General features: G+C 71.8%; 15 protein-coding genes. 2 read left to right on the forward strand and 13 right to left on the reverse strand.

The features are described from left to right. Nucleotides 1–100: 100 nt before the first annotated feature. The 7 genes from ACFYO5_RS33855 to ACFYO5_RS33885 all read right to left on the reverse strand — a co-directional run bounded on the left by ACFYO5_RS33855 (nt 101) and on the right by ACFYO5_RS33885 (nt 13,570). Complete coding sequence (locus ACFYO5_RS33855; RefSeq protein ID WP_356566865.1) at nt 101–1,642, reverse strand: RNA polymerase sigma factor; 1,542 nt, start codon at nt 1,640–1,642, stop codon at nt 101–103. 448 nt (nt 1,643–2,090) lie between these two features. Further along, nucleotides 2,091–2,978: a FadR/GntR family transcriptional regulator gene (locus tag ACFYO5_RS33860; RefSeq protein ID WP_388716304.1), complete on the reverse strand. Its 888-nt coding sequence runs from the start codon at nt 2,976–2,978 to the stop codon at nt 2,091–2,093. Nucleotides 2,979–3,141: 163 nt separating this feature from the next. Continuing rightward, on the reverse strand, nt 3,142–5,760 hold the full coding sequence (locus ACFYO5_RS33865; RefSeq protein WP_388716307.1) for an ATP-binding cassette domain-containing protein: 2,619 nt from the start codon (nt 5,758–5,760) through the stop codon (nt 3,142–3,144). Nucleotides 5,761–6,042: 282 nt separating this feature from the next. Next, entirely contained in the window at nt 6,043–6,801 is a 759-nt protein-coding gene (locus ACFYO5_RS33870) for an NUDIX domain-containing protein (protein ID WP_388716310.1), read from the reverse strand. Nucleotides 6,802–6,929: 128 nt separating this feature from the next. After that, on the reverse strand, nt 6,930–8,849 hold the full coding sequence (locus tag ACFYO5_RS33875; RefSeq protein ID WP_388716474.1) for a glycogen debranching N-terminal domain-containing protein: 1,920 nt from the start codon (nt 8,847–8,849) through the stop codon (nt 6,930–6,932). Nucleotides 8,850–9,400: 551 nt separating this feature from the next. Beyond that, a complete protein-coding gene (locus ACFYO5_RS33880; RefSeq protein WP_388716313.1) occupies nt 9,401–11,248 on the reverse strand; it encodes a DUF4192 domain-containing protein in 1,848 nt (615 codons plus the stop codon). A 168-nt stretch (nt 11,249–11,416) separates the two neighbouring features. Next, nucleotides 11,417–13,570, reverse strand: a complete 2,154-nt coding sequence (locus tag ACFYO5_RS33885; RefSeq protein WP_356566856.1) for a RecQ family ATP-dependent DNA helicase — start codon at nt 13,568–13,570, stop codon at nt 11,417–11,419. 398 nt (nt 13,571–13,968) lie between these two features. Here ACFYO5_RS33885 and ACFYO5_RS33890 point away from each other — a divergent pair, with 398 nt between their 5' ends. After that, complete coding sequence (locus ACFYO5_RS33890) at nt 13,969–14,586, forward strand: hypothetical protein (protein ID WP_388716316.1); 618 nt, start codon at nt 13,969–13,971, stop codon at nt 14,584–14,586. A 474-nt stretch (nt 14,587–15,060) separates the two neighbouring features. Here ACFYO5_RS33890 and ACFYO5_RS33895 read toward each other — a convergent pair whose 3' ends face one another. From ACFYO5_RS33895 to ACFYO5_RS33915, 5 genes are all read right to left on the reverse strand, one after another. Continuing rightward, nucleotides 15,061–15,705, reverse strand: coding sequence for a hypothetical protein (locus ACFYO5_RS33895; protein WP_388716319.1), 645 nt, complete (start codon nt 15,703–15,705; stop codon nt 15,061–15,063). A 67-nt stretch (nt 15,706–15,772) separates the two neighbouring features. Beyond that, a complete protein-coding gene (locus ACFYO5_RS33900) occupies nt 15,773–16,474 on the reverse strand; it encodes a ribonuclease HII (RefSeq protein ID WP_388716322.1) in 702 nt (233 codons plus the stop codon). Between the two features lie 524 nt (nt 16,475–16,998). Beyond that, a complete protein-coding gene (locus tag ACFYO5_RS33905; protein ID WP_388716325.1) occupies nt 16,999–17,904 on the reverse strand; it encodes an ADP-ribosylglycohydrolase family protein in 906 nt (301 codons plus the stop codon). Continuing rightward, nucleotides 17,894–18,574: a histidine phosphatase family protein gene (locus ACFYO5_RS33910; protein ID WP_356566847.1), complete on the reverse strand. Its 681-nt coding sequence runs from the start codon at nt 18,572–18,574 to the stop codon at nt 17,894–17,896. Before ACFYO5_RS33910 ends, ACFYO5_RS33905 begins: the two co-directional genes overlap by 11 nt. Nucleotides 18,575–18,692: 118 nt before the next feature. Beyond that, complete coding sequence (locus tag ACFYO5_RS33915) at nt 18,693–19,298, reverse strand: YdbC family protein (RefSeq protein WP_388716328.1); 606 nt, start codon at nt 19,296–19,298, stop codon at nt 18,693–18,695. 154 nt (nt 19,299–19,452) lie between these two features. Here ACFYO5_RS33915 and ACFYO5_RS33920 point away from each other — a divergent pair, with 154 nt between their 5' ends. Beyond that, complete coding sequence (locus ACFYO5_RS33920) at nt 19,453–19,986, forward strand: TerD family protein (protein WP_388716331.1); 534 nt, start codon at nt 19,453–19,455, stop codon at nt 19,984–19,986. A gap of 89 nt (nt 19,987–20,075) precedes the next feature. Here the strand turns inward: ACFYO5_RS33920 and ACFYO5_RS33925 are convergent, their stop codons facing one another. After that, nucleotides 20,076–22,970 (reverse strand): vitamin B12-dependent ribonucleotide reductase, encoded by a 2,895-nt coding sequence (locus tag ACFYO5_RS33925; RefSeq protein WP_356566841.1) that lies wholly within the window; start codon nt 22,968–22,970, stop codon nt 20,076–20,078. Between the last annotated feature and the right edge of the window lie 58 nt (nt 22,971–23,028).

Genomic DNA, 23,028 nt, shown 5'->3' on the forward strand with positions numbered 1-23,028 from the left:
ACCCAGAGTGATTCAGGTCGCGGCGCCTCGCACCCCCGCGTCACGCCGAAGGCCCGGCTCCCCGAGGGGAACCGGGCCTTCGGCGTCGTGCGGTCGCGGCTCAGTCGAGGTAGTCGCGCAGCACCTGGGAGCGCGACGGGTGGCGCAGCTTCGACATCGTCTTGGACTCGATCTGGCGGATGCGCTCGCGCGTGACGCCGTACACCTTGCCGATCTCGTCGAGGGTCTTCGGCTGACCGTCGGTGAGACCGAACCGCATGGAGACCACGCCGGCCTCGCGCTCGGAGAGGGTGTCGAGGACAGAGTGCAGTTGCTCCTGGAGGAGCGTGAAGCTGACCGCGTCGGCGGGGACGACGGCCTCGGAGTCCTCGATGAGGTCACCGAACTCGCTGTCGCCGTCCTCGCCCAGCGGGGTGTGCAGCGAGATGGGCTCGCGGCCGTACTTCTGGACCTCGATGACCTTCTCCGGGGTCATGTCGAGTTCCTTGGCCAGCTCCTCCGGGGTGGGCTCACGGCCCAGGTCCTGGAGCATCTGGCGCTGCACGCGCGCGAGCTTGTTGATGACCTCGACCATGTGCACCGGGATACGGATGGTGCGGGCCTGGTCGGCCATGGCACGGGTGATCGCCTGACGGATCCACCAGGTGGCGTACGTGGAGAACTTGTAGCCCTTGGTGTAGTCGAACTTCTCCACCGCGCGGATCAGACCGAGGTTGCCCTCCTGGATGAGGTCCAGGAAGAGCATGCCGCGGCCGGTGTAGCGCTTGGCCAGGGAGACCACCAGGCGGAGGTTGGCCTCCAGGAGGTGGTTCTTGGCGCGGCGGCCGTCCTCGGCGATGATCTCCAGCTCGCGCTTGAGCTTCGGGGCCAGCTTGTCGGCGTTGGCCAGCTTGTCCTCGGCGAACAGACCGGCCTCGATGCGCTTGGCCAGCTCGACCTCCTGCTCCGCGTTGAGCAGCGGAACCTTGCCGATCTGCTTGAGGTAGTCCTTGACCGGGTCGGCGGTGGCACCGGCGGCCGCGACCTGCTGCGCGGGCGCGTCGTCCTCGTCGTCGTCGGAGAGAACGAACCCGGCGCTCTCGGTGCCCTCGGGCTCGTCGCCCGTCTTGGGGGTCTCCTCGAGGGCCTCGTCCTCGACCAGCTCGGCGTCGTCCTTCTTGCCGGCGGTCTTCTTCGCCGCGGTCTTCTTGGCGGGGGCCGCCTTCTTGGCGGTGGCCTTCTTGGCGACCGTCTTCTTGGCAGTCGCCTTCTTCTCGGTGGCGGCCTCGTCTGTGGGGTCGTCCACAGCGGGGACGGCCGGCGCGGCGGGGGAAGTGGCGGTGGCCTTCCTGGTGGTCACCGTCTTCGCCGCGACCGTCTTGGTGGCGGTGCGCTTGGCCGGACTCTTCGCTGCGACGCTCTTTCGAGTGCGTTTGGGCTCCGCGGCACTGACCATCAGCGTCACACCCTCTTCCTCGAGGATCTGGTTGAGGCTGCGCAGTACGTTCTTCCACTGAGTGGCCGGAATCTGGTCAGCTTCGAAGGCCCGACGCACATCGTCGCCGGCGATCTGCCCCTCAGCCTTTCCCCGCTCAATGAGCGCCATGACAGAGACGGACTCGGCGATCTCAGGCGGGAGCGTACGGGATGTGCTGGCCGACACGAACAACCTCTCGGAACGTTGGAAAACGGCTTCCGGCCCCGTCCGGTACGGACAGGAGCCGACCACCGGCCTTGGGGGCGGGCCGACGGTGCGGGCGGGGGCCGGGAAGTTGCACAGCGCCTTGTACGGCGTCCGTATTCCCTCCGCGGCAGTCACCTCTTAGGTCATCGCGTTGCTTCCATGAGCGTTACGCCCAATCTTCGTGGCCCGAGTCACACCGCGTAAGCGCTCAAAAACGGGCGGACAAGGGCAGATACGGTCACCCGCAGTGTCTACCCACACCGTTGCGACCCAATCGGACACCGTTGCGACCCAAGGGGACCCGACGCGCGGTCGGACCCCGCAGGCCCGTGAAGGGTCCTGCGGGGTCCGACGGGAGAACGGGGGAGGCCGCGGACGACGCGGGGAGGGCGAAAGCCGCTCCGAGCGCCCCGCCTCGGGTGTGAGGTCAGTGCTCGCGGGGCGCCGGCACGACCCGCTCCACCTCGGGGTGGACGGTGAGCAGCTGGCGCATGGCCGCTTCGGCGCCGGCGCCGTCGCCGGTGGCGAGGGCGTCGGCGATTCTGCCGTGGTGGCCCAGGGACGCCTCGGTCGGCCGTTCACAACCCGCGATCGGACCGCCGGAGACCTGGAGCGCGGAGGACACGATGCCGGACAGATGCTCCAACATGCGGTTGCCCGCGATCTGGATGAGCAGCGAGTGGAACTCGGTGTCGGCCCGGGAATAGGTGAGCGCGTCGCCCTGCCCCATGGCGTGCCCCATGATCTCGACCATGTCCGAGAGCCGCTGCTGGACGTCCTCGCGACCGTGCCCGGCCGCGAGGCGGGCGGCGAGCGGCTCGATCGTCCAGCGCAGTTCGGTCAGCTCGCGTCGCTGGTTGTCGCGCTGCGGACCGAAGGCCCGCCATTCGATGATGTCCGGGTCGAGAAGATTCCAGTCGCTCACGGGCCGCACCCGGGTGCCCACGTTCGGCCGGGCACTGACGAGGCCCTTGGCCTCGAGGACCCTGAGCGACTCACGGACGACGGTGCGGGAGACCTCGAAGCGCTGTCCGATCTCCTCCGGCACGAGAGGGCGGTCCGCACCCAGATCGCCGGAAACGATCATCTGGCCGAGTTGCTGGACGAGTTGGCCGTGCAGTCCGCGGCCGCGGCTGCCCGCGCCACGCCGGCCCACACGGCCCAGCTCGGGTTCCGCATTCTCCCAGACAGGAGCGCCGACGCGGTCGGCGGCGGGGCCCTCCGCGAAGGGGTAGCGGTCGAGTTCGCCCGGGCCGGACAGACCGGAGTCGGTGGAGCGGGCGGCGGTCATCATGGTGTGCGCAAGGGTACTCACGGATCTTTTGTCGGCGCCGTCTCCAACTCCCTTGAGGGCTTTGGTGAAAAGCACACGAAAGGGTGATCGCTCACCCCGTCGCAATTGACGCCTTATCGGAAAGAAATGGGCTTTCTCCGGGGAGTTGCGCACAATCCTTCCTCGAAACGGACACAGACGGTCATCACCGGGCCTTGCTACGCAGGGTTGTGAGCAGATACGCGCACAGCAGGCCGCTCAGCGACAACGCCAGCGCCCCACCCACGGGTTGAGCGACCACACGCAGTGCGGCTGCCACATAGCGCCCTCCCCCGAAGGGCCACTGCGAGAGCAGCACCTCCCGCAGCCGCACCGAGAACCCGGCCGCCGTCCGCACGGAGGCGCTCTCCACGGCTTTGCCCAGGAGCGGTACGACGGCCACCGGTACGGCGACCACCGCGGCCAGCCCGGCCGTGGTGGACCGGAACAGGCCCGCGGCCAGGACGCCGGCCCAGCCGCAGCCCACCGTGAGCGCGAGCCAACTCGCGCTCAGTCGCAGCCAGTCGGCGGGAACCTGTGCCAGCTCCCGTCCGTGGACGAGATAGAGCGCCTCGGCGTCACAGCCCACGCTGAGGACGGCGAGTGTCAGCGCGGTGAGCGCGGAGACGAGCAGCTTGGCGGTGAGCAGGCCCAGCCTGCGGGGCACGCTTGCGCGGTCCACCGCCAGGGCAGGGTGGCGGAACTCGTCCCCGAAGGCGAGCGCGCCGAGCAGGCCCGCGCCGAGCGCCGCCGGGGGCAGTGGCAGTTGCACGGGCCAGGCGACCAGCAGCCGCGCTTGCGAGGTGTGTCCGATGCGGGCCAGGACGAGGGTGGTGAGGGCGGAGACGACGAGGACGACGGCACCGGTGAGGAAGCCCGTGCCGATGCCGGCGGCGCGGCGCAGTTCGTAGCGGAGAGGGTGCAGCGGACTGGGGGCGGAACGGACGGCGATGGGGGGCGGCAGGTCGGGCAGGGCGCCATCGAGAGCGCGGGAGTGACCTTGGGCCGAGGCCCGGGTGGCTCGAGGCATGCCGGCCGTGGAGTCGGCGACGACGATTCCGGGCCGGGCCGACTGTCCGGGAAGTGCGGGTGTGTCGGCGGCGGTGGGTCCTGTGGCGACGGCTCCGGGCCGGACCGTCCCTTCGTCGGGCGCCTCCGCGTCGGCGGCTGTGCGTACTGAACCGGCGGCTCCGGACTCGGCCGGCTCACCCTCGGACACCGCCGCACCGACGGCCGTGAATCCCGCCGATTCACCGTCGGACACCGCTGCGCCGACGGCGCCGAGTGCCGCTCCGGCCGCTCCCGACGGGGCCATCCCACCGACGGAAGCCGTTGCCTCGGAGGCTGCGAACCCCGCTCCGACGGCTCCGGACTCGACCGGCTCACCCTCGGACACCGCCGCACCGACGGCCGTGGATTCCGCTCCGACCGCTCCCGACGGGGCCGACCCACCGACGGAAGCCGTTGCCTCGGAGGCTGCGAATCCCGCTCCGACGGCTCCGGACTCGGCCGGCTCACCCTCGGACACCGCCGCACCGACGGCCGTGAATCCCGCTCCGGCCCCTCCCGACGGGGCCGACCCACCGACGGAAGCCGTTGCCTCGGAGGCTGCGAACCCCGCTCCGGCCGCTCCCGACGGGGCCGACCCTCCGGCGGGCGCCTCCGTGGTTCCGGCTGTGGGCGCTGAACCGGCGGCTGTCGGGCGGGGGCGGACCACGGTACCGGTGAGGGCTGGGTCCGAGCGGCTCGAAGCCGTGGGGGTGACGTCGCCGGTCGTGGTGGGCGGCTGCGCGGGAGGCATGTGGTCGGCGATCCGGTCGTCGCGGGCGTCGGCCGGGCGGGGTTCTCCGCCCGAACCGCCGGTGTCCTGCCCGGCGCACGAGGGGCCCGTGTGTGTGCCGTCGGCTCCCGGACCCATGTCGCCGATCTCGTCCGCGAGTTGGTGGACGAGGATGCGGTGCCGGAACGCCGTCTCACCGATCTCGGCACACGTACTGCCGTACACGGAGAGGCGGTTGCCGTCCTCCTGCACGACCTCGACCGAGCGTCGAGCGGTGCGGGCCTCCTTGGCGAGCAGGGCCGCAAGGCGCACGGCGTGCGGGCTGCGGACAGCGACCCGAGGGCGCAGCCGGGTGCGGGCGAAGTGCGCCGCCTCCTGGTCGGCGACGAGTCTGCCCTGGTCAAGCGTGACGACCCGGTCCGCGGTGCGGGCGGCCTCCTTGGGGTCGGCCGTGGTCGAGAGGACCGTGCCGCCCTGGGCCGCGTGTGCGCGCAGCAGGCCGTGCAGCCATCGCCCTTCGCGCTCGGAGAGCCCGTCGGCCGGGTTGTCGAGCACCAGGGTGTGCGGGTCGGCGAGGAGGGCGCAGGCGAGGCCGAGCCGACGGTCCATGCCGCGGGAGAGCGTGCCGAGGCGTTCCTCGCGCAGGCTGACCAGGCCGACCGCTTCGAGGACTTCGTCGGCCCGTCGGACCGGAACCCCGGCGGCCGCGCACAGCATGCGCAGATGGCCTCGGACGGTGCGGGCGGGATGCCCCGCCACATCGCCCAGGAGGACGCCGACCTCGCGTGACGGGTGGGCGATGCGGTGCAGGGGCCGGCCTCTGAAGTAGGTCAGGCCACGGCCGTGTTGGAGTTCGAGCATGAGCCTCAACGCCGTGGTCTTACCCGCGCCCGGTGCTCCGAGGAGCACGGTCACGCGTCCCGCCCTCGCCTCGAAGGAAACGTCGTCGAGCGCGAGCGGGAGGCCCTTGCGGGGATTGTCGGTCAGTCCGAAGGCCTGGATCACCCGTAGCAAGATAGCGCGCTATGTCCCTTTTTGGGTTATAGCGCGGCTGGTCAGAGGCGCCTTATCAGCGAGGGACGCCAACCACCCCCAACAGCAAGACGCTCGACGCGCGCGCTTTCTCCGGGAGCGGTGGGCGGGAGTGCGAGCCGCGGGCGGCGGGCGGGAGTGCGGGCCACGGGGCCACGGGCCACGCGGGATCGTCGCGCGGCCTCGGTAGGCGGGATCAGCGACGTGAGGTGGTCGTGACCGCGCCGCCTGCCGTCGGGTGCGCGTGCGTCCGGATCAGACCTCGGGTCGCAGCATCGGCGGGTTCAGCAGGGTCGCGCCTCCGGCACGGAACAGCTGTGCGGGGCGACCGCCCTGACGGGTGGTGGTGCCGCCCGTGGGCACCAGGAACCCCGGCGTGCCGGTCACCTTGCGGTGGAAGTTGCGCGGGTCCAGCGCCACGCCCCACACCGCTTCGTAGACGCGGCGCAGCTCCCCGACGGTGAACTCGGTGGGGCAGAACGCGGTCGCCAGCGAGGAGTACTCGATCTTGGAGCGGGCCCGCTCGACGCCGTCGGCCAGGATCCGCGCGTGGTCGAAGGCGAGGGGCGTCACCGGTTCGCCGTCACGGCCGTAGCCGCCCTGTTGCAGCAGTTCCTCGACCGGTGCCCACCGCGCGTTGCTCGCGTCGCCGCCTGCGCGCGGCGCGGGCAGGTCGGGGGCGAGGGCGAGATGGGCGACGCTCACCACCCGCATCCGGGGGTCACGCTCGGGATCGCCGTAGGTGGCGAGCTGTTCCAGGTGCGCGCCGTTGTCCTGGTCGGGGGCCGCGGGGCCGTGGGCACGCAGTCCGGTCTCCTCCGCCAGTTCGCGCGCCGCGGCCTGGGAGAGGTCCTCGTCGTCCCGCACGAAGCCGCCCGGAAGCGCCCACCGTCCCTGGAACGGCGGCTCGCCCCTGCGCACCGCCAGCGCGCACAGGGCGTGGCGGCGCACGGTCAGCACGACCAGGTCCACAGTGACGGCGAAGGGCGGAAACGCTGACGGGTCGTAGGGCATGCGGCGATCATAGTCGTCTTCCTGACGATAAACACTCTCTTCATCCACGGCTTCGGCCGCTGGTCCACGGCGTCCGGGGCGGCCGCCCCCCTTGCCCAGAGCTGCCGCCCATCTCGCGTCACAGCAGGTCACCTACCCAGTCGCAGCCCGTCCGCCGCTTCCTCGACCATGGCCAGCCCGAGTCGGCTGACCCGTACGGAGAAGGCGGCTCCGGAGATCCGCAGCCCCGTGAGACCGACTTCGCCGAGGGGGGCGCTGCGCAGGGGGCGCAGGGTCACGGTCCCGGCCGGGGCGTCGGGCCGGACGCCCGCCACCGTGGTCAGGAGGAGGACTCCGGCGGCGGCCGCGGTGGCGGCGGGGCGGCAGGCGGCGGGGTGGGGCAGCGGGGCGCTTCCCTCGGTTCGCTGCTCCCCGCCGTACATCTCGGGGAGCCGGTGGCCGAAGGCCTCGGCCGCCGCCAGCACGCCCCGCAGCAGGGACCCGGCCTCCCTCTCGTATCCGGCCGCTGCCAGCCCGGAGACCCCGATCGCACTCTCGTGGACCCGTACGGCACCGCTGCGGTGGCCGAAGGGGTTGTGACCCGCCTCTTTCAGACCGAGTCCGCGCAGCCCCCAGCCGGAGTCCATGACCGGGCTGCCGAGGAGCCGGGCGAGCTGTTCGGTGCGCGTCTCGTCGAGGAGTCCCGGGGCGTACTCGCCGCCGCCCAGCAGACCGGTGTCCAGGAGGTGGACGGTGGCCGCTCCCAGGTGGGGCAGCCGGCGACCGTCCGGGGTCAGCGCGGCGGCTGGCCGGCCACCTCCTGGGCCGTCGATCCAGAAGTCCCTGCGGAACGCGGTCCGCAGTGCCTGCGCCCATTCCCGCAGTTCCTGGCCTCCCGGTCTGCCCAGGGCGTCGAGCAGGTCGGCGCCGAGCAGTGCCGCGCGGTGGGCCTGGGCCTGCGTCTCGCAGCGGACGGGCCCACCGGGCTGGGGGTCGCGGAGGTACTCGCCCTCCCCCACGGTGTCCCGCATCCAGGTCAGGCACCGCTCGGCCGCCGGCAGCAGTTCCTCCGTCTCGCGCTCGGGCAGCCCCCATCGGCGTGCCTCGGCCAGGAGCACGGGGAAGATCAGGGTCGCCTCCGTCCCGGTGCAGCCCGGGGGCAGGTGTGCGCCCGCGTCCCGCCGTGGTCCCGGGATCATGCCCGACCGTGGCCCGTCGCCCCTGACCTGGGTGCGGGCGAGGGTGCGCAGTGTGCCGGCGGCCAGTCGCGTCCCCAGCGCCAGGGTCATGCGGGCCGCGGCCAACGCCTCGGCGGGGGCCGGCCCGCAGCGCCAGGGGGCTCCTGCGGCGAGCTGGATGTCCATGGGGTGCGTGGGATCGCGTACGAGGAGCGCCTCCAGGTCCTCGATGCTCGTGTTCAGCCATGGACGGATCCGCGGGTCGTCCCCGGTCGCCCGCGCCGCGGCCAGGGGGCTCGTCGCGGCGCGCCCCGCGGCCCGCACCGGTCCCACACCCTCGAGGCGGGCTCTGAGTTCCACGGTCACGCTGCCGCCCGGAGGCACGTCGAACTCCCAGCGCAGGACTCCCGCGGAGGCGAGCGCGTCGGCGGGCGGTGGGTCGGCCGTGACGCAGGCGTTCCCGGCGGGGCCGGACCAGCGAAGACCTGAGTCATGGACGCTGGCGGGCAGCTCGGGTCCGACGGTACCGGCGGCGATGGCGCCCAGGTCGGCCAGATCCGTGCCGAGGGCCACCTCCACCGGGAGGCGCAGGGGGCGCCCGGCCGCGCTGTGCAGCGTGATCCGCTCGACACCGTCCGCGGAACGGGTCCGCTCGACGAGGACGTCCGGGTCCGGTCCGCCATGGGGTGTGGCCCGCAGCGTGGCGACGAAACGGGCCCGGTCGGCCGACGTCATCCGCGCCTGGACGACGAGCGGCTCGCGTCCGGCGACCCGCACCTGACAGCGGGACAGGACGCGTCGGCCCGCCCGGTAGAAGCCCTCCAGTCCGCGCCCGGTCAGCTGGCCCTCTTCGGAGGAGACGGCGAGTCCGGGCAGGGCCACGCAGATCATCGCTGTGTGGACGGGGGGCAGTTCGGCGGGGCGAGGCGAGTGCGCTGCGAGGGCCGGGGCCGGGGCCGGGGGCACCGTGCCCCGCCTGGACTGCGGTGTCGGCCCCCGCTCTGGGATGTCCTGGCGTTCGTCGGTGGCGGAGGGCGGAGTCGGTTGATGCATGAGGTGACTTCTTCCGCTTGCTGGACGCCTCGGGCAGGGTCGACGGCCGGCTCGGCAGGGCACGGCGGCACAACCCGTGCGGGCTGTCCGCCACTCAGGTGAACGGAGCCGGACTCCGCCAGGTCACGCCCGTGGAGGCAGCGGCCCGCCGACGGCGGTGGTGGAGAGGGCGATCGGCCACTCACCTGGCTGCTCGGCTGCCGCACTGCCGGGCAGCCGGCCAGGCGCTGTCGGCCGGCGCCTGGCTATGGCGCCCGGCGCTGACGGCTGACGGCTGACGGCTGACGGCTGACGGCTGACGGCTGACGGCTGCGAGCGTCACCGGGCCGGTCAGACGGGAGTACCGGCCGGGCACCCCGAGGTACTGCGACCGGCGCGGCCGATACGGCTCACCTCTGCCCATTGGTCTCGTCGCCGTCCACGCAGCCGCTCCGCCGCCGTGCGGTGGCCTTGTCAGAGGTGCGGGCGCGTGAGCGTTTCTCGCCTTGGCCGGGAGCGGTGGGACGGGTCGAGGCGGCCGGACGGGCACCGAGGGGTGTCGCTCCGCGCTCCTGTCCGGGCACCGCCGCCGTGCGTGTGAGAGAGCCGGCGGCACCGGCCGAGCGCGTACGGCGGCGGCGACGGCCGGGAGCCGGTGAGGGGGCCCACACCGATCCCGGGGCGCCACCCGTCGCACTGTCGGCCTCCGGCGCCGCCGTACAGCGCTGGTCTTCGCCCCGCCCGCCGGTTTCGTCGGCGCCGTTTCCCTGACTGTCGATTCCGGTACTGGCTCGGGCCGCAACAGCGGCTCCGGCCCCAGCCCTGTCTGCCGTCCCGCCGTCGTCCGGACAGTCAGTTCCTCCGCCGGTCCCCGGCACGCGCACCTCGCGCTCGGAGCGCAGGCAGCGGCGGACCGACTCGGGGTCGAGGCCTTCGTTGCATGCCTGGTGCAGGAGGCGGGCGAAGAGATAGCTCGGGTCCGCGCCGAGGGCCATGGCGAGGGCCTCGCGGGCCTCCAGTTCGTCACCGCTGGACCAGGCGACCCAGCCGGCGAGGGTGAGGGGGGCCGCCGCGTGCTCGCCGTAGGGGCCGACGCAGCGGCGGGCCAGGGCTCGCCAGAGCCGCAGGGCGGGTGCCGCCTCCTCGCCCTCCATCCACTCGGCCGCCCGGTCGCGGGTCACCCGGTCCTGGAGGCCGAGAATGAGCGCAGCCGCTTCGTCCGGGGCCAGGAGTGCGTCGTCCCTGCGGTCCGCGGGAAGGGCGCCGACCACCGTGGGCGCCTCGGAGAACCTGCCCATCATGCGTGCCGCTAGAGCGAGAGTCTCCTCCGCGACAACCGCACGACTCAGCTCGTGAAGCATCTTCGGGACCAGCTCCATGCTCGCGGCGTCCAATGCCACCTCCTGTTCCACGGCGGCGCCGGTTTCCAGAGGCAGCAGCCGGGCCCTCAACTCCCGCAGGGTGCCGCGGACCTGGATGCCGGCGTAGGTGGCGGCCGCCGCCAGCACCGATGTGCCCGGCAGGCCCATCGGCACTCCCTCGACGGGGCAGCACCCCTCGCCCGAGCAGCAGTACGACCAGAAGCGGCCGTCCGAGATGCACAACGCCTCGATCACCGGGATGTCGAGTCGCCCGCATTCGACACGCAGCGTGTGCGCGAGCGGCTGGAGGCGCTCCCTCACGCGACCGCCCGTCTCGCCGTGCGCCGGTTCCTGGCAGAGGTACGCCACGATCTGCGCGGGCCGGGCTCCCCTGCGTTCGCCGCTGATCACGAGGCCCTGTGCCAGCTGCCGGGCCACCGCGGGCCAGTCTTCGGGGTTGGCGGGGATGCCCAGACGGGCCCGGCCGCCGAACCTGCCCCGGCCGCCCCGGTCGTGGAGGGCGACGAGCACGATGCTGTCCTCGGGCCGGTACCCGAGCAGGTAGGGCAGGGCGTCGGCCAGCTCGGCCGGGGAGCGCAGGGTGACCTGGTGTGCGCCGGAACCCTCGTCGTACGCGGGGCGTCCGCCGTACGGGACGTGGCCTTCGTAGGCCGCCTCCCGGTCGTGCGCGGTCGCATGGTCGTACGCGGCGCCCGTGTCGCCGTAAGCGCCGCTGTCGCCGAACGCGCCCGTGTCGCCGCACTCCGTCTTGTCGCCGCACGCGACCCTGTCCTCGTCCGCGGCCCGGCCGTCGTGCCGACCGGATCCGGTACGCCCCTCGCGCCCAGCGATGTCGCCGTTTTCGAAGGATCCAGTCGTTTCGCTGTGATTCGTCATGAGGAGACGATCTCGCGGACCGCAAGCTTCCGGTTGAGCCTGTGGATAAGTCCGATCAGGGACACATCACCTGCAAGCTCCTGCGAACCGGAAGCCCTGGCCGTGCGGACCGCAGCCCCTCCCCGGCGGCCGCAGCGGTGGCCTGGACATCGCCGCGGACAGGGGGACTCAGCCCGCTGCGGCGAGGACCAGCGGAAGGACTCCTTCGCTGCCCGCCCGGCGGAGAAGGCGGGCGGCGACCGCGAGGGTCCAGCCGGAGTCGGTGTAGTCGTCGACGAGCAGTACCGGGCCCGGCGAGGCCGCCAGGGCGTCGGCCAGCTCGTCGGAGACGCCGAAGGCGGCCGAGAGCGCCCTGAGCCGCTGGGCGGAGTTGCTGCGGCGTACCGCGTGGGCGCCGCCCTGGCCGGTGTAGGTCAGCGTGCCCAGGAGGGGAAGGCGGCCGATGGTCGCGATTCCCTGGGCGAGGGAGCCGACCAGCTGGGGGCGGGCCAGGGACGGGACGGCGACGACGCCGACGGGGCGCGCCGAGGCGTCCGGGACGTCCGGTGCCCAGCCGCCCGGGGAACGCGCCCAGTCGGCGAGGACGGCCACCGCGGCCTTCAGGACGTCGTCGGGTACGGGCCCGTCGGAGGCGTTCTCGGCCAGCAGGGGGCGCAGCCGGTTGCCCCAGCCGATGTCCGAGAGGCGGCCCAGGGCGCGCCCGGTGGCGCACTGCTCGCGGGCGGGGATGCGTCCCTTGAGGTCGATGCCCAGGGCAGGCATGCCCGTCGGCCACATCCGGCGCGGCTCGACCTCCACGCCGGGGCGGTGCAGTTCCTTCGTCGCCCCGGTGAGGGCCTCGGTGGAGACCGATGAGCCGATCCAGGCACCGGCGCAGTTGTCGCACCGGCCGCACGGGACCGCGCCCTCGTCGTCCAGCTGCCGGCGCAGGAACTCCATCCGGCACTCGGTCGTGCTCACGTAGTCGCGCATGGCCTGCTGCTCGGCGGCCCGCTGCCGGGCCACCCAGGCGTACCTCTCGGCGTCGTACGTCCAGGGCTGCCCGGTGCTCTCCCAGCCGCCCTTCACCCGCTTGACGGCCCCGTCGACGTCGAGGACCTTCAGCATCGTCTCCAGCCGGGTGCGCCGCAGGTCCACCAGCGCCTCCAGGGCCGGGACGGACAGCGGCCGCCCGGCGTCGGCGAGGGCCGAGAGGGTCTGGCGGACCTGGGCCTCGGGCGGGAAGGCGGTGTCGGCGAAGTAGCGCCAGATGGCTTCGTCCTCCTTGCCGGGCAGCAGCAGCACCTCGGCGTGCTCCACTCCTCGGCCGGCGCGGCCCACCTGCTGGTAGTAGGCGATCGGTGAGGAGGGCGAGCCGAGATGGACGACGAATCCCAGGTCCGGCTTGTCGAACCCCATGCCCAGCGCGGAGGTCGCCACGAGCGCCTTGACCCGGTTCCCCTGGAGGTCGGCCTCGGCCTGGAGCCGGTCGGCGTTCTCGGTGCGGCCCGTGTAGGAGTCCACCGTGAAGCCGCGCTGCCGAAGGAAGGCGGTGGCCTCCTCGGCCGCGGCGACCGTGAGCGCGTAGATGATCCCGGAGCCCGGCAGCTCGTCCAGGTGCTCGGCGAGCCATGCCAGGCGGTGCGCGGCGTCCGGGAGCCGGACGACTCCGAGCCGAAGGCTCTCCCTCTCCAGCGAACCGCGCAGCACGAGCGCCTCGCCGGCCCCGGTGCCCAGTTGCTCGGCCACGTCCGCGGTGACCCGCGCGTTGGCGGTCGCGGTCGTGGCCAGGACCGGCACGCCGGGGGCGAGGTCGCCCAGCATGGCCCGCAGCCTGCGGTAGTCGGGGCGGAAGTCGTGGCCCCAGTCGGAGATGCAGTGCGCCTCGTCGACCACCAGGAGACCGGTCGTGGCCGCCAGCTTGGGAAGCACCTGGTCACGGAAGTCGACGGAGTTGAGGCGTTCGGGGCTGACGAGGAGAACGTCGGTCTCGCCGTGCTCGACCTCCTTGTAGATCGTCTCCCACTCCTCCGGATTGGCCGAGTTGATGGTGCGGGCCTGGATACCGGCGCGCTCCGCCGCCTCGACCTGGTTGCGCATCAGCGCCAGCAGCGGCGAGACGATCACCGTCGGCCCCGAACCGCGTCGGCGCAGGAGAGCGGTGGCGACGAAGTACACCGCCGATTTTCCCCAGCCGGTGCGCTGCACCACCAGTGCCCGTCGGCGCTCCTCGACCAGGGCCGCAACCGCCTGCCACTGGTCCTCCCGCAGCCGCGCGCCCGGCGTACCCACCAGCTCGGCGAGGATGGCATCTGCTTCGGTGCGGAGCTCCAGGTTGTCCATGCCCCCATGCAACCCGATGGCACTGACAATCGGCCACCTCACGCTCCGTGAGCGATCGCGGCCGCGGGTGCACGGCGGAGCAGAGGCCGAAGCAGGAACCGAGGCAGGGGGCCGCCGCATGCGCGCAGGCGGGGAACGGCCGCCTCCGGCGCGGGTGAAGGTGCGGTGTTCGGCCGGCGCACGCGTCACCCTGCGCTCATGGGGTAAGGATATAAGACACTCTCTGCCACATAAGGGTCGGTGGCCCCAATTGCTCGTTGCCGCATCCAAGTTCGACAGGAAGAATTGAGTTCCGCTCCCCGCACGGCTCGCCCGTGGTCCGGTAGGGCTCTCCTGCGGTGTGCGCGCCCCCGAATCCGACCCGCCCGCAGGTGTGGGCCGTAGCCGAAGGGAGGCTCGTGACCCTCGGAATCGCTCCGTCCTCGGCACCGTTGTCGACCTCAACGTCCGCCGCTTCCTCCAACCGCTTGCTCGAACCCGCGGAGTGGGCTTCGGCCGGCATTCCGTTGTTGCGCAGCCCGCGGGAGGTCGTCAGCGGCCTGCACACACGACATCGGCCGACGCCCGACACGGCGATCGTGGCGGTGCTCGATCCGGACGAACGGCTGCTGGCCAGCGCCTCGTTCACGCGGCGCCAGGCTCAGGCCGACGGCTGGATGTTCCGCAACGCGCTCCTCGCCCAGTTGCGCCGGGTCATCCCGCACGACCTACGGCGTCGCACGCCGGTGCGCACCGCCGTACTGCTCTACTGCCGCGAGGGTGACGCACGCTGGACGGAGGAGGACGGCGCCTGGATGTGGGGGCTGCGTGACGCCTGCACGTTGCACGGGCTGCGCTGCGGGGCGTACATCACGCTGACCCGGGACGGCTGGCAGGTCCTCGGCGAGGGCCGCGGGGGCCGTCGGCCGCACGCGGGTTCGCCGCCGGAGCCCTTCGGGCTGTCCGAGGCGCCGCCACCGTTGCCGCGGACCGGCGGCGCGGCCTCGGAGGTGCTGCGCCGCGCGGCCGCCCGCTGAAAAGGCCGCCGACTCCCTCGCCGGGTCGGCAGAGACGATGCGCCTTCGCCGCCGTCAAGGGTCGCGGGTTACGGAGTACCCAGCGGCCCCCGGGATGACCGAGCGCCCGGTGGGTCGCGGGGAACGAAGTACCCAGCGGCCCTCCGGATGTGACCGAGCGCCCGGTGCCGTGTGGTGCGGAAACGCAGCTGGGCGCCGGCACCGGTCACGACGACGTCCACCGCTCCTGACGAAGTCCGGGCGTCGGCTCCGCCCATGACGCTGTCCCGGCGCCGGACGAACAGGCGGGAGTCCGGGCTCCCTCGACACCGGAGGACGCAGAGGCCCGGTCCGCGCGTGCGCCGAGGCGTTGACCCCGACGCCCCCCGGACCTCCCCGACGTCCCCCGTCCCACGCAGGCGAAGGCCCGTGGTGCAGGTGCCGCGAACGGCGCCACCCGCCCCGGGTACGCGCCCGGGGCGACCGGGAGTGGGCTCAGATCCCCGCGGCCAGCACCGAGTTGACCTGCTGCGGCGTGCCACAGACGATCAACAGGGCACCGGCCCGGGCGCGGGCCTTCGGCAGAGCGGTGGCGACGACGGCATCGGGCCCGCCGTTGACCGCGACGACGACCACGGGACGCACCGCCGTCCGTTCCAACGCGGCGGCGTCGGCGTAGAAGACGTCGTCCCCCGTGTCGTGCTGCGCCCAGTAGGACGCCTCACCGAAGGACAGTTCGTGGGCCGCCCAGGGGTGCTGTTCGCCGGTGGTGACCACCAGCACCTCACCGGGGGCGCGGCCCGACTCCAGCAGCAGGTCGACGGCCTCCTCGGCGGCGTCCAGCGCGCCCTCGGCCGAGGCCGGGATCAGCTGGACCTGCGGGCCCGCCGGAGCGGACACGGAGACGGGAGCGGCGGGGACGGCCGGGGCCGAAGGCCCGAGCGTTGCGGCCACATCGCGCGGCGTGCGCTGCACGGGCGGCGTGGGCCGGACGGGACCAGGCCGACCGGGACGCGACGGAGCCGCGGGACGGGGACCGGGTACGGGGCGAGGGGTCGGCGCGATACGGCCGCTGGCCGGAGTGGCGCGGGGACCCTGGGCACTCTCGTGAATCTGAGGCTCCTCGGGAATGAGAGGCATGGGCTGTTATCTATCAGACATTGGTGCGGCTCGCGCCAGCGGGTGGCACATCAGTGCGAGCGAATCGTCAGAAGTCGAATCCGAGTTGGCCCTCGATCTCCGGGACGCTTACGTTCGCCCAGGTACGGGCCTTCTTGAGATGCCGCCACTGGGGCAGCGCATCAAGATACGCCCACGACAACCGGTGGTACGGGGTGGGGCCCCGCTCCTCCAGTGCGGCCTTGTGGACGGGTGACGGATACCCGGCGTTGTCCGCAAAACCGAAGTCTGCATGCTCGACACCCAGTTCGGCCATCATTTTGTCGCGCCGCACCTTGGCGAGCACCGAGGCCGCCGCGACCGCCACGCACGACTGATCGCCCTTGATCACGGTGCGGACCCTCCAGGGATCGCCGAGATAGTCGTGCTTCCCGTCGAGGATCACCGCCTCGGGACGGACCGGCAGGGCGTCCAGAGCGCGCACCGCTGCGAGCCGCAGGGCGGCGGTCATCCCGAGGTCGTCGATCTCCTCCGGAGAGGCGTGCCCCAGGGCATAGGAGGTCACCCACTTGTGCAGTTCCACAGCGAGTTCGTTGCGACGCTTGACGGAGAGGAGCTTGGAGTCCGTGAGGCCGAGGGGAGGCCGACGGAGTCCGGTGACCGCCGCGCAGACGGTGACGGGGCCGGCCCACGCGCCGCGGCCCACTTCGTCGACACCGGCGATGATCTTGGCTCCGGTCGTGGCGCGGAGGGAGCGCTCGACGGTGTGAGTGGGTGGTTCGTACGGCATGGCGGGCCTAGCCTACGCCGCCCTGATCCCCCCGCGACACCCCGGTCGCCTGGACCGTCCGCGCGATCGCCGAGGGACGCGCGGCGCCCCGCTCAGCCCGCGTCCGGCCGCGGCGGCGGGAGCATGGGCTGGTCGATCGACTCCTCCAGCTCACCGATCGCTCCATTCGCTGTCGCACACCTTGGAGCGGTACGTCATCACGGCGCGGATCGCATCCGAGACATAGCCGTTCATGGTCCTGGGACGCACCCGTGCACGCTCGATGCCACGGCTGACGACCTCGCGCAGCAGCCGTACGGTCGGCTCGACGACCCCATGACGATCAAGCTGGGGAAGCGTTCCGCCTGATGCGGATCGCGTTCGCGAATGGCGGAACGCGGCGCGACACCGGGCCGGTGTACATGGCGCAGCGTGCCTGCGCGTCAGGGCGGGCAGGTCCTCGCGGACGTGCCCGAGGTCGAGCAGCGGGTCCGGTCGCGGCCGTCCGGCACGGAGGGCGTCGCGAAGACCAGACGCGGCACCGCTCAGGCGGGCGACAGCATCCAGGCCGGCAGGGCCTCGACCCGCTCCACCCAGTCGGCCGGAGGCGCCCCGGTCCGGCTGGAGGCGATGACGCCGCCCACGACGGCACAGGTCGTGTCCACGTCGCCGCCGACCTGAGCGGTGGTCCAGAAGGCCTCCTCGTAGTCCCCAAGGGAGCGGGCCGCGGACCACAGCGCGAACGGCACCGTGTCATGGGCCGTCGTTCGGCGTCCGCAGCCCAGCACCGCCGCGACGGTGCCGGCGTCGTCGTAGTCGAGCATGTCGCGGGCGCGCCTCAGTCCCGCGGTCACCGCGCTCCTGGGGATGAGGCCGATGACTCCCTCGAGGAGGGCGTCCGCGCCGGGTGGGCCGCCCGGCGCACCGGCCAGCGCGGCGGCCGCGGCGACGGCCATGGCGCCGACCACGGCCTCCCTGTGCTGGTGCGTGGGGTAGGCGGAGATCTCCGCCTGGTGGGTCGCCTGCTCGGGGTCGTCGGCGTACCAGGCGCCCAGGGGGGCGATCCGCATGGCGGCGCCGTTGCCCCAGGAGCCCTGGCCGTTGAACAGGGCGGCGGCGAGTTCACGCCAGTCGCCGCCTTCCCGGACCAGTCTCAGCAGCCGGTTGACGGCGGGACCGTAGCCGCGGTCGAAGTCGTGGTGTGCGGCGAAGGAGTGGGCCAGGGCGTCCTGGTCGATACGGTGGTGGGCGGCCAGGACGGCCACGACGGAGCAGGCCATCTCCGTGTCGTCCGTCCACTGCCACGGGCCGGGGGGCAGTTCGCGGTGCTTCAGCAGCGGGTAGTGCGCCGGTACGAAGAACTGTGAGCCCAGCGCGTCCCCCACCGCCAGTCCGCGCAACGCTGCCAGGGCCCGCCCCAGGCGCCCCTCGGGGGAGGTGTCAACGGTCATCGCTCTGCCACTCTCCAGTGATCCCGTACGGCTCCGGATCTCGCCAGCGGTCGAAGGGCCGGTCGAGGGCGTACTTGCCGTCGTCCCCGAGAACGAGCATCCGCATCTCGGCGTTCCCCGGATTCGACAGGGACTCGAACTCGGCGACCGTCCAGTGGAACCAGCGCATGCAGAACAGCCTCATGGCGAGGCCGTGCGTCACGATCAGCACGTTCGGCGGGTGGTCGGGCGCCTCGAAGCTGCGGAACAGGCTCTCCAGGAAGCCACCGACCCGGTCGTACACGTCCGCGCCGCTCTCGCCCTGGACGAAACGGTAGAAGAAGTGCCCGTAGGCGTCGCGGTAGGCCTTCTGGAGGCGGACGTCGTCGCGGTCCTGCCAGTTCCCCCAGTCCTGCTCGCGCAGCCGGGGCTCCTCCCGCACGCGTATGAGGTCGAGGCCGAGGTGGAAGGCGCGCAGGGTCTCGTGCGTGCGCCGGTAGGGCGAGACGTAGACGCTGACCCGCTCGTTGCCGAACACCTCCCGCAGCCGCTTGCCCGTCTCCTCCGCCTGTTGCCGGCCCCGCTCCGTCAGGGCCAGTGCGTGGTCGGGTTCACGCTCGTAGACGGTGTCATCAACATTGCCCGTTGACTCCCCGTGCCGGACAAGGACGATGCGCCGTGGTCTTGCCATGCGAAAACACTAGATCGGGTAGCGGCCGATCGAGCACTCGTACGGCCTCCATACGGCGTAGGTCACACCAAACCCGCACCTGGGAGGGCGTCGGCCCGCACCACCGGTGGGTCCCGGTTCACACTATCCAGGTGGGTTCCAGCTCGACGATGTCGCCCGTGAGGGCGGAGACGTCCGCCTCCGTCTGCGCGCGCAGGGCGAGCCGCTCCACCCGCTCGGTGCGGTACTTGCCGTGCTCGGCCTGCGAGCGCCACATCGACAGGACGAGGAACTCGTGTCCCGGCGCCTCGGCGAACAGGCCGCGGATCATGCCGGGCGACCCGGCCATGGCCGGGTTCCACACCTTCTCCTGCATCAGGCTGAAGTGTTCGGCGCGTTCCCCGTGGACCCGGCACAGGGCCACCCGCACCAGGTCGGAGTCGGTGAAGCGGGGTTCGAAACCCGTCTTCACGTCGAAGCGGTAGTCGAACAGCCTGACCTGGGCGTCCTTGAACGTGCCCGCCTGCGCGGTCGCGAGCCGGTCGTGGGAGCGTGCCATGAAGGAGTCGTAGAAGGCCCGGCTCTCCCAGAAGGCGAAGACATGCGCGACCGAGGGCCGCGCCCTGCTCCAGCCCCCGCCCTGTCCCCTGAATCCCGGCTCCCCCAGAAGCCCCGCCCACTTCCGCTGCCCCCGCTCGAAACCGCGGCGGTCCACCACGGTGCAGCGAATCCACTTGACCAGCACCGCGCCATGGTAAGGCCAGCAGGCGTGGCGTCGGTCACTCTTGGACGACCGGCATCCGTGCGGGCTGTCGCACGGGCGTGGCAGGATGGACAACCGGCCCTGATGAGCGGCCAGTTCGGCGCGACAGCAGACGGGGACGGGGAGGGGAAGACCGGTGAACGGGCTCAACAAGGGGATCCGCAAGGTCGAGATGGCGCTCAAGTGGGACCCGAGTCCGGCGGGTGAACCCCCGACCGACCTGGACATAGTGGCCGGGACCTACCTGGCGGACGACCCGCGGGGCGAGCCCGCCTACGTGGTGCACTTCGACAGCCGCTCCCCGGACGGCACCATCACGCTCAACCGCGACAGCACGGACGGCAAGGGCTTCGGCTGGGACGAGGTCATGACGCTCGAACTCGACCGGCTGGACGCCCGGTACACGCGCGTGGTCGTCGGCGTCGTGATCCAGCAGCGCCCCGAGGAGCGCACCTTCGTCAGCGTGCTCAATCCGGCGTTCCGGATCCGGGAGGGCTACACCGTGCTGGCGGAGGACGACTTCGGCGGCGTGCTCGGCGCGACGGCCGCCACGGTCGCGGAGTTCGTGCGTGACCCGGCCGACGGCTGGTCGCTCCACGACGGCGTGCAGGGCTACGAGGACGATCCGGCGACCTTCACCAGGATCATGGGGCGACTGCGCCGGTCCTGAACATCCCGGGGACGGACGAGGGCGGTGCAGCCGGGACCGGCTCCACCGCCCTCTTGCCAGGTCATTCAGGCCTGGCCGGTACTACTCGCTCAGCTGCAACCGCTGGTCGAGCCGCAGCCCTCGCAGATGTAGCAGGAACCGGCGCGCTGCATCTTCGTGCCGCAGGAGAAGCACAGCGGGGCGTCGGCCTGGATGCCCAGCTGCATCTCGACCAGCTCGGCGCTGGTGTGGGCCTGCTGCGGGGCCGGCTTGGCGGCCTCGACCTCGGCCTTCGGCGTGGCGACGGCCTTCAGGTCCGTCGGGCGCGGGGCCGACTGGGCCATGCCCTCCACGTCGACGTCCTCGTCGGACGGCTCGTAGGAACCGGTCTCCAGGTGGCGCTGACGCTCCTCGGCGGAGTGGATGCCGAGCGCGGAGCGCGTCTCGAAGGGCAGGAAGTCGAGCGCCAGGCGGCGGAAGATGTAGTCGACGATCGATTGGGCCATCCGCACGTCGGGGTCGTCCGTCATACCGGCCGGCTCGAAGCGCATGTTGGTGAACTTCGAGACGTACGTCTCGAGCGGCACCCCGTACTGCAGGCCGACGGAGACCGCGATGGAGAAGGCGTCCATCATGCCCGCGAGCGTCGAGCCCTGCTTGGACATCTTCAGGAAGACCTCGCCGAGACCGTCGTCCGGGTAGGAGTTGGCGGTCATGTAGCCCTCGGCGCCACCGACGGTGAAGGAGGTGGTGATGCCGGGCCGGCCCTTGGGGAGGCGCTTGCGGACCGGGCGGTACTCGACCACCTTCTCGACCGCGGCACGGATGGTGTCCTCGGCCTTCTCGGTGACCTCGGCCTTCTCCTTCTCCTTGGTCTTCGCGGAGAGGGGCTGGCCGACCTTGCAGTTGTCGCGGTAGATCGCGAGCGCCTTGACGCCGAGCTTCCAGGCCTCGAAGTAGATCTCCTCGACCTCCTCGACGGTCGCCGTCTCCGGCATGTTGACCGTCTTGGAGATGGCGCCGGAGATCCACGGCTGGATCGCGGCCATCATGCGGACGTGGCCCATCGGGGAGATGGCGCGCTCGCCCATGGCGCAGTCGAACACCTCGTAGTGCTCCTGCTTGAGACCGGGGGCGTCGATCACATTGCCGTGGTCGGCGATGTGGGCGACGATCGCCTCGATCTGCTCCTCCTGGTAGCCCATGCGGCGCAGGGCCTGCGGCACCGTGCCGTTGACGATCTGCATCGAGCCGCCGCCGACGAGCTTCTTGAACTTGACCAGGGCGAGGTCGGGCTCGACGCCGGTGGTGTCGCAGGACATCGCGAGACCGATGGTGCCGGTCGGGGCGAGCACGGACGCCTGGGAGTTGCGGAAGCCGTTCCGCTCGCCGAGGCGCAGCACGTCCTGCCAGGCCTCCGTGGCGGCGGCCCAGACGGGGCTGTCCAGGTCGTCGATGCCGACGGCCTTCTGGTTGGCGTCGGAGTGCTGCTTCATGACGCGGTTGTGGGCGTCGGCGTTGCGCGCGTAGCCGTCGTACGGGCCGACGACCGAGGCCAGCTCGGAGGAGCGGCGGTAGGCCGTGCCCGTCATCAGGGAGGTGATGGCGCCGGCCAGGGAGCGGCCGCCGTCCGAGTCGTACGCGTGGCCGGTCGCCATCAGCAGGGCGCCGAGGTTGGCGTAGCCGATGCCGAGCTGGCGGAACGCTCGCGTGTTCTCGCCGATCTTCTGGGTCGGGAAGTCCGCGAAGCAGATGGAGATGTCCATCGCGGTGATGACCAGCTCGACGACCTTCTGGAAACGGTCGGCCTCGAAGGACTGGTGGCCCTGGCCGTCGTCCTTCAGGAACTTCATCAGGTTCAGCGAGGCGAGGTTGCAGGACGTGTTGTCCAGGTGCATGTACTCGCTGCACGGGTTCGACGCGGTGATCCGGCCGGACTCGGGGCACGTGTGCCAGGTGTTGATGGTGTCGTCGTACTGGATGCCCGGGTCGGCGCAGGCCCAGGCGGCTTCGGCGATCTTGCGGAAGAGCGACTTGGCGTCGACCTCCTCGATCACGTCACCGGTCATCCGCGCGCGCAGGCCGAACTTGCCACCCTGCTCGACGGCCGTCATGAACTCGTCGTTCACGCGGACGGAGTTGTTGGCGTTCTGGTACTGGACGGACGTGATGTCGTCGCCGCCCAGGTCCATGTCGTAGCCCGCGTCACGCAGGACGCGGATCTTCTCCTCCTCCTTGACCTTCGTCTCGATGAAGTCCTCGATGTCGGGGTGATCGACGTCGAGGACGACCATCTTGGCGGCGCGCCGGGTGGCACCACCGGACTTGATGGTGCCGGCGGAGGCGTCGGCGCCGCGCATGAAGGAGACCGGGCCGGAGGCGTTCCCGCCGGAGGAGAGCAGCTCCTTGGAGGAGCGGATGCGGGAGAGGTTCAGGCCGGCGCCGGAGCCGCCCTTGAAGATCATGCCCTCTTCCTTGTACCAGTCGAGGATCGACTCCATGGAGTCGTCGACGGCCAGGATGAAGCAGGCGGAGACCTGCTGGGGCTGCGGGGTGCCCACGTTGAACCAGACCGGGCTGTTGAAGCTGAAGATCTGGTGCAGGAGGGCGTACGCCAGCTCGTGCTCGAAGATCTCGGCGTCGGCGGGCGACGTGAAGTACTTGTGGTCCTCGCCGGCCTTCCGATACGTCTTCACGATGCGGTCGATCAGCTGCTTGAGGCTGACCTCGCGCTGCGGGGTGCCCACGGCACCACGGAAGTACTTGCTGGTGACGATGTTGACCGCGTTCACCGACCAGAAGTCGGGGAACTCGACGCCACGCTGCTCGAAGTTGACCGAGCCGTCGCGCCAGTTGGTCATGACGACGTCACGGCGCGCCCAGGCCACCTCGTCATACGGGTGCACGCCGGGGGTCGTGTGGATGCGCTCGATACGCAGGCCCTTGGTCGCCTTGGCGCCCTTCGCTCGGGTACCCCGAGCCGGACCGCTCGCCGTCTCTGTCATGCCGCCTCCCTGTACGGGCGAAAACGCCCATAAATGCCACGTTGTTCCCGTGACACGG

It is taken from the genome of Streptomyces sp. NPDC006259 (genome assembly GCF_042870975.1).
Classification (GTDB): domain Bacteria; phylum Actinomycetota; class Actinomycetes; order Streptomycetales; family Streptomycetaceae; genus Streptomyces.

What these genes read in the sequence shown, in the direction of transcription:
- ACFYO5_RS33870 (WP_388716310.1), bottom strand. Translation starts at nt 6,801, where the DNA reads ATGCCCTACGACCCGTCAGCGTTTCCGCCCTTCGCCGTCACTGTGGAC.
- ACFYO5_RS33900 (WP_388716322.1), bottom strand. Translation starts at nt 16,474, where the DNA reads ATGCCGTACGAACCACCCACTCACACCGTCGAGCGCTCCCTCCGCGCC.
- ACFYO5_RS33905 (WP_388716325.1), bottom strand. Translation starts at nt 17,904, where the DNA reads ATGACCGTTGACACCTCCCCCGAGGGGCGCCTGGGGCGGGCCCTGGCA.
- ACFYO5_RS33925 (WP_356566841.1), bottom strand. Translation starts at nt 22,970, where the DNA reads ATGACAGAGACGGCGAGCGGTCCGGCTCGGGGTACCCGAGCGAAGGGC.
- ACFYO5_RS33910 (WP_356566847.1), bottom strand. Translation starts at nt 18,574, where the DNA reads ATGGCAAGACCACGGCGCATCGTCCTTGTCCGGCACGGGGAGTCAACG.
- ACFYO5_RS33885 (WP_356566856.1), bottom strand. Translation starts at nt 13,570, where the DNA reads ATGGACAACCTGGAGCTCCGCACCGAAGCAGATGCCATCCTCGCCGAG.
- ACFYO5_RS33880 (WP_388716313.1), bottom strand. Translation starts at nt 11,248, where the DNA reads ATGACGAATCACAGCGAAACGACTGGATCCTTCGAAAACGGCGACATC.
- ACFYO5_RS33895 (WP_388716319.1), bottom strand. Translation starts at nt 15,705, where the DNA reads ATGCCTCTCATTCCCGAGGAGCCTCAGATTCACGAGAGTGCCCAGGGT.
- ACFYO5_RS33875 (WP_388716474.1), bottom strand. Translation starts at nt 8,849, where the DNA reads ATGATCTGCGTGGCCCTGCCCGGACTCGCCGTCTCCTCCGAAGAGGGC.